Origin of the sequence: Acrocarpospora macrocephala (assembly GCF_009687865.1) — a bacterium.
Lineage (GTDB): Bacteria > Actinomycetota > Actinomycetes > Streptosporangiales > Streptosporangiaceae > Acrocarpospora > Acrocarpospora macrocephala.
On record NZ_BLAE01000075.1, the window covers coordinates 20,510 to 28,097 of the forward strand.

Genomic DNA, 7,588 nt, shown 5'->3' on the forward strand with positions numbered 1-7,588 from the left:
TGGTGTTCCCCCAGGAGGCCCTCGTGCGACGCATTACCCCCCGTGTCACTCCGCTCTTCGTCGCCTTACTCGCCGTGCTCATCACCGTCCTGGTGGGCATCGTGCTGGCGGTCATGCTGCCGGCGACGGCGGCCGAATCCGCGGCCCGTCCCTGTGCGGTCGGCAGCGGTCCCAACCTGAGCGGCAAACGTTTCACCCGGGTCGAGCAGCTGCCGGCCAACCTGCGCTGTGCCACGCTCACCAACGCGAAGCTGGACGAGCTCGATCTGACCCAGCGCGATCTGACCGGCGCGGTGCTGCGCGGCGCGTCGCTCAAGGAGGCCGACCTCACCCAGGCCCACCTGGAGTACGCGGACCTGCGCGGAGCCGACCTCACCTCGGCCGACCTCGGGCAGCTGGAGGCCAAGCAGGCGGACCTGCGCGGCGCGATCCTGATCGACGCCGAGGCGGGTCAGGCCGAGTTCCCGCACGCGGATCTCAGCAAGGCGGTGCTGGCCAGGGCGGTGTTCACCCAGGCCACCTTCACCAACGCCAAGCTGGTCGGGGCCGACCTCAACCAGGCCACCATGGGCCAGATCAAGGCGCGCACCGCGAACTTCAGCCAGGCGAAGATGAAGGACGTCAAGCTGGGGCAGGCTCAGTTGCAGCACACGGTGTTCAAGGACGCCGACCTGACCGGCGCCACCTTCACCCAGGCCGAGTTGCAGGGCGCCGACTTCACCGGAGCGATCATCACGTCGGCCTCGTTCATCCAGGCCAGTGATGTGAACCTGACCGGAGCCCGGGGCGAGGGCACCAATGTCCCCTCCGACGCGGTCGTGGCTCCGGCGGAAGAGACCCAGGCGGCCGAGAACGAACCGCCAGTGACTACGGATGCCCCTCGTTCCTCCGGCGGGATCTCCCCGGCTTTGATGGTGGTGCTGGTCAGCGCTTTCGGTCTGAGCATGACGCTGCTGATCTGGGGGCTCACCAGTGGGCGCAGGAAGCGCTCCCACGCCACGTTCGCGATGGCCAGGCACGCCGCCGAGGAGGATGTCACCCGGTTCGGCGAGGAGATCGACACGCTTGACTTCGAGATGAAGGTCAAGGCGGTGAGCGGGCCCAGTCATGACTGGCGGGCGGCGCTCGACGCGTACGAGGCGGCCAAGCAGGCCCTGATGCTGGCCCGCACGCCCGGCGAGCTGCACGCGGCCGCGGCGGCCGTGCATCACGGGCGGATGGCGCTGCACCGGGTCAGAGCAAGCATGGGCAGGACCTACAGCTAGATCCCGGCGGTCAGGGGGGACATCAGGCGGCGGGCGGCTTCGGTGATGGAGCCGGACAGTGAGGGGTAGACGGCGAACGTGTGGGCCAGCTGGTCCACCGTGAGCCGGTGTTGCACGGCCACCGACAGGGCCAGGATCAGTTCGGAGGCGCGCGGTGCGACGACCACGCCGCCGAGCACGATGCCGGTGTTCGGGCGGCAGAACAGCTTGACGAAGCCGTCGTTGAAGCCCTGCATCTTGGCCCGCGCGTTGGTGGCGAGCGGCAGCTTGACGACCTTGGCCTCGATCTCCCCCGCCTCGACCTGCTTCTGCGACACGCCGACGGCGGCGATCTCCGGGTCGGTGAAGATGTTGGAGGCCACGGTGGCCAGCCGGATCGGCTGCACGGCCTCGCCGAGCGCATGCCAGACCGCGATCCGGCCCTGCATGGCGGCCACCGAGGCGAGCATGAGCACGCCGGTGCAGTCCCCCGCCGCGTACACACCCGGCGCGGAGGTCCTGGACACCTTGTCCACCTCGATGAAGCCGTTGCGGTCGAGTTTGACGCCGTTGTCCTCCAGGCCGATGCCGCCGGTGTTGGGCACCATGCCGACGGTCATCAGGCAGTGGGTGCCCTCGGCGGTCCTGCCGTCCTCCAGCGTGACGACCACGCCGTGCGCGGTGCGCTTGACCGAGGCGGCCCGGGACCGGCCCATCACGTTCATGCCGCGCCGCCGGTAGACGCCTTCGAGCACCTCGGCCGCGTCCGCGTCCTCGTTGGGCATCATCCGGTCGCGGCTGGAGACCAGCGTGACCTCGGACCCCAGCGACTGGTACGCCCCCGCGAATTCGGCCCCGGTCACCCCGGAGCCGACCACGATCAGATGTTCCGGTAGTTCCGTCAGGTCGTAAATCTGACGCCAGGTGAGGATGCGCTCACCGTCAGGCTCGGCGCCGACCAGCACCCGGGGGGTGGCGCCGGTGGCCACGATCACCACGTCGGCCCGGATGGTGCGATTCCCCGCCCGCACCACCTGGGGCTCGACCAGCCGCCCCTGCGCCCGGATGACCTCGACGTTCTCGGCCGCGAGCCGGGCCGCGATGTCGGCCGACTGGGCGTAGGCGAGTTCCTTGACCCGGCCGTTGACCAGCGGCATGTCGGCCACCGCGCCGCCCACGTCGCCGTCCTCGCCGCCGGTGAAATACACCCCCAGCGATTCGGCGTCCAGCAGCGCCTGCTTGCGCACGGACGTGGCGATCAGGGTTTTCGACGGCACGCAGTCGGTCAGCACGCACGCGCCGCCGGGCCCGTCCTGTTCGACGACGGTCACCTGGGCGCCGAGCTGCGCGGCGACCAGCGCCGACTCGTAGCCGCCTGGCCCGCCGCCGATGATCACAATCCTCGTCACGTACCCCATTCTCCCGCATCGGAAGGGTAGCTAACGTAGAGGGCGCGGGGATTGCACGCGCCATGCCGAAGGCGCGGCCATAACACGTGGAATACCCGCGGCCGGGCGTGGCGAGGAGATCTTGGATTAGGCTAGGTCGCTGTGCCTGTCTACGCAGCGTTCGCCAGCAACATGGATCCCAAGCAGATGGCTGAGCGTGCCCCGCACTCTCCGATGCGGGGCTCTGGCTGGCTGGTCGGCTGGCGGCTGACCTTCGGCGGTGAGGACGTGCACTGGGAAGGTGCCCTCGCCACCATCGTGGAGGACCGCGACGAGCAGGTCTTCGTCGTGCTGTACGACGTGCCCGAGTGGGACGAGGCCTCCCTGGACCGGTGGACGGGCCTCGAACTCGGCCTCTACAAGCGCGTCCGGCTGCGGGTGGCGACCCTGGACGGCGACGTGCTGGCCTGGGTCTACGTGCTGGACTCCTACGAGGGCGGCCTGCCCTCCGCCCGCTACCTGGGCATCATCGCCGACGCGGCGGAAAAAGCAGGCGCACCGGACGACTACGTGAAGGACCTCCGAAGCCGCCCATGCAGTTCCCTGGGCAACTGAGCAGTGACATTGGCCGATCCTCCGGATCGCCGGGCTGTGCTTATGGCCGCACCTCCGGCACGGCGGGCCCATTGGGAAATTTCGCTGAAATTCGGATGAATGATTCTGGCAGGTGGGGCGGCTGGGAGACTTCGTGCCGTTCTGTACGCTCGGTCCTGTGAGTAACGACGCGTATTCTCTCGCCGCCCAGGCCGCGGCCGCCCTGCAGGCCCGTACCGGGCTGGACGGTTTTGACGTGGCCCTGGTGATGGGGTCGGGCTGGGTGCCCGCCGCCGATGCGATCGGCGAGACGCTGGCCGAGGTGCCGGTGACTGAACTGCCCGGTTTCTCCGCGCCCGCCGTGGCCGGACACGCCGGTACCATCCGTGCGGTGCGCACCGAATCCGGCACCCACGCCCTGATCTTCCTGGGCCGCACTCACCTGTACGAGGGCCGCGGCGTCGAACCGGTCGTGCACGGCATCCGCACGGCCGCCGCCACCGGGGTGCGCGTGGTCGTGCTGACCAACGCGGCCGGCGGGCTGCGCCCGGAGACCCAGCGGGTCGGCGAGCCGGTCCTGATCAGCGACCACATCAACATGACCGGGGCCAACCCGCTCACCGGCTCCACCTTCCTGGACCTCACGAACGTGTATTCGCCGCGCCTGCGCGCCCTCACCAAGGAGGCCGACCCGACCTTGGCCGAAGGCGTCTACGTGGCCTTCCGCGGCCCCACGTACGAGACGCCCGCCGAGATCCGGATGCTGCGCACGCTGGGCGGGGACATGATCGGCATGTCCACCGTGCTGGAGGCCATCGCGGCCCGCGAAGCCGGAGCCGAGGTGCTGGGCATCTCGCTGGTCACCAACCCGGGGGCGGGCCTGGTCGGCGAGCCGCTCAACCACGAAGAGGTCCTGGCGGTGGGCAAGGCGACCGCGAAACGCATGGGCGTCCTGCTCAGCGAGGTCGTCAACAAGCTATGAACATGGATCTCGAACTGCTGGCGGCCGACTGGCTCGCCCAGGACCCCGACCCGGTGACCCGGGCCGAGCTGGCGGGCCTGCTGGACGACCCGGAGGCGCTGCGCGACCGGTTCGGCGCCAAGCTGGAGTTCGGCACGGCCGGGCTGCGCGGCGAGCTGGGCGCGGGGCCGAACCGGATGAACCGGGTCACGGTGATGCGCGCGGCGGCGGGCCTGGCGGCCGTGCTGGGCCCCGGCAAGCTGGTCGTGGTCGGTTTCGACGCGCGGCACAACTCCGACGTCTTCGCCCGCGACACGGCCGCGGTGCTCACCGGCGCGGGCCTGCGCGTCGCGGTGATGGGCGACCGCTACCCGACTCCGGTCCTGGCTTTCGCGGTACGGTACCTGCGCGCGGACGCCGGAGTCATGGTCACCGCCTCGCACAATCCGCCCCGCGACAACGGCTACAAGGTCTACTGGGGGGACGGCGCCCAGATCGTGCCGCCGCTGGACACCGAGATCTCCCAGGCGATCGACGCGGTCGGCCGGGTGGACGAGCTACCGCTCGGGGATGGCTGGCGGACGCTCGGGCAGGCGGCGATCCTGGAGCCGTACCTGGAGGCGGTGACCTCGCTCGCGCTGGGGGACGCGCGGGAGTTGCGGGTCGCGTACACGCCGTTGCACGGGGTGGGCGGGTCGACGCTGGCGGCGGCGTTCATCGCGGCGGGGTTCAAGTCGCCGATGATCGTCGGGGCGCAGCATCGGCCGGATCCGGATTTTCCCACCGTGGCGTTCCCGAATCCGGAGGAGCCTGGGGCGATGGATCTGGCTCTTGAGCTGGCGTCCGCGCCCGCCGTTCGGGCCGACATCGTGATCGCCAACGATCCGGACGCGGACCGCTGCGCGGTGGGGGCGCGGCTGCCGGACGGGCGGTTCCGGATGCTGACCGGTGACGAGGTGGGCGGCCTGCTCGGCGAGCACGTGCTGCGCACCACGTCAGGGCAGGACAGGCTGGTGGCCACCACGATCGTGTCGTCGTCGCTGCTCGGCCGCATCGCCGACGCGTACGGCGTGCCCTACCGGGAAACCCTCACCGGCTTCAAATGGATCATGAAGGCGGGCCCCGGACTGATCTACGGCTACGAGGAGGCGCTGGGCTACAGCGTCGGCTCGGACACGGGCCTGCCGGTCCACGACAAGGACGGCATCAGCGCCGCCCTGACCATCGGCGCGATCGCCGCCCAGGCCAAACGAGACGGCCGCACCCTACTCGACCTCCTGGACGACCAGGCCAGAAAGTACGGCCTGCACGCCACATCCCAACTCTCGTTCCGCGTCGAAGACGTGTCCTTGATCACGAAGGCGATGCACCGGCTCCGCACCACACCCCCGGCCGAGTTGGGCGGCCGCAAGGTCGAATCAGCCGAAGACCTGTCATCGGGAGCCGGCGGGCTGCCACCCACCGACGGCCTGCGCTACCGCCTGGCGGGAGGCGCGCGCGTCGTAGTCCGGCCAAGCGGAACCGAACCCAAACTCAAGTGCTACCTGGAGGTCGTCCTCCCGGTAACCGGCGACGTGGCGACCACCCGCGCCCAGGCCACCCAAGACCTCAGCGCCCTCAAACTGGACATCGCCGAAGCCTTGGGCCTCTAGAACGCCAATGAGATCGCGGCGGCAACGACCAGGACAGCGGTTGCGATGGCCGCGGCGATCGCGTACGGCGACCAGGTCACGCTGGCCTCTCCGGTCGTCTTGCGCTTGTTCTTTTCGGCCAGCGCGCGAATCTGGTCGGCCACCCAGTCGGCGTGCGTGCGCCCCGCCATCGCCTCGGCGGCGGCTTGCTCGCCTTTCGTCCGCACCGGCTCCGACGTCGGATAACGCCCGGACCGCCGGGACGAACCGCCCTGCCGGACCGATTTCGCCCGCTCCCGCGCGGAGGGCTGCGGCGTCCAGCACCGCACGGTCAGCTCCCCCGCCCTGATCGTGATCGCGTTCGACACCTCGATGCCGTCCACCGTGTTCCACGGCAGGAACGCGGTACGGAACGGGTTGCGAACCCGGACCCCGCCCTCCTCGGTGATCGTCGCAGGGCGCAGCGACAGCACGAAGACCAGGAACGTGATCACGCCCAGCACCGCGCCGACCACCAGCGCGGTCGGCATCTTCCCCCGGGCGATCAGGTCCGCCGTGTTCAGCGCGGCGAACGCCAGCCAGACCCAGCCGAATATCCAGGACGCCGTCGACCGGTAGGTCATGCGCGCCACTTGAGCTGCGCGAACCCGGGCTTGATCACTCCGTTGATCAGCGCGAGCCGCTCGTCGAACGGGATGAAGGCCGACTTCATCGCGTTGACCGTGAACCACTGCAGGTCATCCCAGTCGTACCCGAACGCCTCAACCAGCTTGTGGAACTCCAGGGACACCGAGGTGGCGCTCATCAGCCGGTTGTCGGTGTTGACCGTGACCCGGAAGTACAGGCGGCGGAGCAGCCCGATCGGGTGCGCGGCGATGGAGGCGGCGGCGCCGGTCTGCAGGTTGGAGGTGGGGGCCATCTCCAGCGGGATGCGCTTGTCCCGGACATAGGCCGCGAGCCTGCCCAGTTTGGCCTCGCCGTCCTCCGCCACCGCGATGTCGTCGATGATGCGCACGCCGTGGCCGAGCCGGTCGGCGCCGCACCACTGGATCGCCTGCCAGATCGAGGGAAGCCCGAAGCCCTCACCGGCGTGGATGGTGAAGTGCGCGTTCTCCCGCTGCAGGTATTCGAACGCGTCCAGGTGCCGGGTGGGCGGGTATCCGGCCTCGGCGCCGGCGATGTCGAAGCCGACCACGCCCACGTCCCGGTACCGCACGGCCAGTTCGGCGATCTCCATCGACCTGGCCTGGTGGCGCATCGCGGTGAGCAGCGCGACGACCCTGATGTCCCGGCCCTGGCAGCCGATCCTGAAGCCCTCGTTGACCGCGGTGACGACCTGGTCCAGGCTGAGCCCGCCGGAGGTGTGCAGCTCGGGCGCGTACCGCACCTCGGCGTAGACGACGCCGTCGTCGGCGAGGTCCTCCGCGCACTCGGCCGCGCACCTGATCAGCGCCTCCCGGGACTGCATGACCCCCACGGTGTGCGCGAAGGTCTCCAGATACCGCTCCAGCGATCCCGAATCCGACGCCTCCTGGAACCACTGGGCCAGGGTGGCCGGATCGGTCGAGGGCAGCTTGTCGTAGCCGGATTCCCGGGCCAGATCGATGATCGTGTCCGTCCGCAGTCCGCCGTCGAGATGGTCGTGGAGCAGGACCTTCGGAGCCTGGCGGATCTCCTCAAGAGTGGGCTGGGTCATCCAGGCATCCTACCGCCACCTGCGAAAACAACGATCTAGCAGAGTTTGCCGAAGAACGGCTTCGGCGTGGCGGG

Annotated in this window: 7 protein-coding genes; 4 read left to right on the forward strand and 3 right to left on the reverse strand. The window is 69.8% G+C overall.

The annotated features are described in order from the left end of the window. Positions 1-23: 23 nt before the first annotated feature. The gene (locus Amac_RS44630) at positions 24-1,265 is read left to right on the forward strand and encodes a pentapeptide repeat-containing protein (RefSeq protein WP_155360514.1); all 1,242 of its coding nucleotides are present in this window, start codon (positions 24-26) and stop codon (positions 1,263-1,265) included. Here the strand turns inward: Amac_RS44630 and Amac_RS44635 are convergent. Beyond that, entirely contained in the window at positions 1,262-2,653 is a 1,392-nt protein-coding gene (locus Amac_RS44635) for an NAD(P)H-quinone dehydrogenase (RefSeq protein ID WP_155360515.1), read from the reverse strand. The genes Amac_RS44630 and Amac_RS44635 overlap by 4 nt on opposite strands. 141 nt (positions 2,654-2,794) lie before the next feature. Here Amac_RS44635 and Amac_RS44640 point away from each other — a divergent pair, with 141 nt between their 5' ends. From Amac_RS44640 to Amac_RS44650, 3 genes are all read left to right on the forward strand, one after another. Next, positions 2,795-3,247 (forward strand): gamma-glutamylcyclotransferase family protein, encoded by a 453-nt coding sequence (locus tag Amac_RS44640; protein WP_155360516.1) that lies wholly within the window; start codon positions 2,795-2,797, stop codon positions 3,245-3,247. A gap of 157 nt (positions 3,248-3,404) precedes the next feature. Continuing rightward, on the forward strand, positions 3,405-4,208 hold the full coding sequence (locus tag Amac_RS44645; RefSeq protein ID WP_155360517.1) for a purine-nucleoside phosphorylase: 804 nt from the start codon (positions 3,405-3,407) through the stop codon (positions 4,206-4,208). Positions 4,209-4,210: 2 nt separating this feature from the next. After that, positions 4,211-5,839: a phospho-sugar mutase gene (locus Amac_RS44650; protein WP_373869942.1), complete on the forward strand. Its 1,629-nt coding sequence runs from the start codon at positions 4,211-4,213 to the stop codon at positions 5,837-5,839. Here the strand turns inward: Amac_RS44650 and Amac_RS44655 are convergent. Next, entirely contained in the window at positions 5,836-6,441 is a 606-nt protein-coding gene (locus tag Amac_RS44655) for a PH domain-containing protein (RefSeq protein WP_155360519.1), read from the reverse strand. The two genes, Amac_RS44650 and Amac_RS44655, sit on opposite strands and share 4 nt — an antisense overlap. Then, the gene (locus Amac_RS44660; RefSeq protein WP_155360520.1) at positions 6,438-7,514 is read right to left on the reverse strand and encodes an adenosine deaminase; all 1,077 of its coding nucleotides are present in this window, start codon (positions 7,512-7,514) and stop codon (positions 6,438-6,440) included. Before Amac_RS44660 ends, Amac_RS44655 begins: the two co-directional genes overlap by 4 nt. Positions 7,515-7,588 lie beyond the last annotated feature (74 nt).

Excerpts from the sequence above, each read along its gene's own strand:
- Amac_RS44660 (WP_155360520.1), bottom strand. The coding sequence starts at position 7,514 with ATGACCCAGCCCACTCTTGAGGAGATCCGCCAGGCTCCGAAGGTCCTG.
- Amac_RS44650 (WP_373869942.1), top strand. The coding sequence starts at position 4,211 with ATGGATCTCGAACTGCTGGCGGCCGACTGGCTCGCCCAGGACCCCGAC.
- Amac_RS44655 (WP_155360519.1), bottom strand. The coding sequence starts at position 6,441 with ATGACCTACCGGTCGACGGCGTCCTGGATATTCGGCTGGGTCTGGCTG.